The organism is Limnospira sp. PMC 289.06, from assembly GCF_032350395.1.
Lineage (GTDB): Bacteria > Cyanobacteriota > Cyanobacteriia > Cyanobacteriales > Microcoleaceae > Limnospira > Limnospira platensis.
The window spans coordinates 1-410 of the sequence record NZ_JARPLC010000506.1; the positions used below are offsets into that span (position 1 = coordinate 1).

The window sequence follows — 410 nt, forward strand, 5'->3', positions numbered from 1 at the left end:
TAGCCTTCATTCTGTAAACCCAGTTGAGCGATCGCCTTCCGGTGAAAAGAGTCGAACGCTTGAACTGTAACGGGCTTGGATATATCAGATGGGCTGGGAAATAGAAAATCGCCGCCACCGATGCGGTAGGTTCCAAGAATCTCTCTAAGTTTTTGGGAGATGGGAACTTGGCGGACTCCCCCATCTTTCCCGCCCGATCGCTTTCTAGTTTCAGACCGAAAAGTTATTTCTGGCAGGACAATGTGGGAAGCTGGGGAAACATAAACATCAGGGACTCGTAGTAACCTCACCGCTCCTACTCGTTCACCGGTGTACATCAAGATGGCAAGTAAAGTTTGCTGCCAGGGATATTTACAGCGTTTGATTATCTTGTCGGCGATCGCATCAGGAATGATTGATGCTTTACCAAT

1 protein-coding gene is annotated in these 410 nt (G+C 48.0%); it reads right to left on the reverse strand.

What is annotated here, in order from left to right; translation table 11 throughout:
- The coding region (locus P5674_RS26020) for a site-specific integrase (RefSeq protein ID WP_315670501.1) at positions 1-410 on the reverse strand (410 nt) is incomplete at both ends.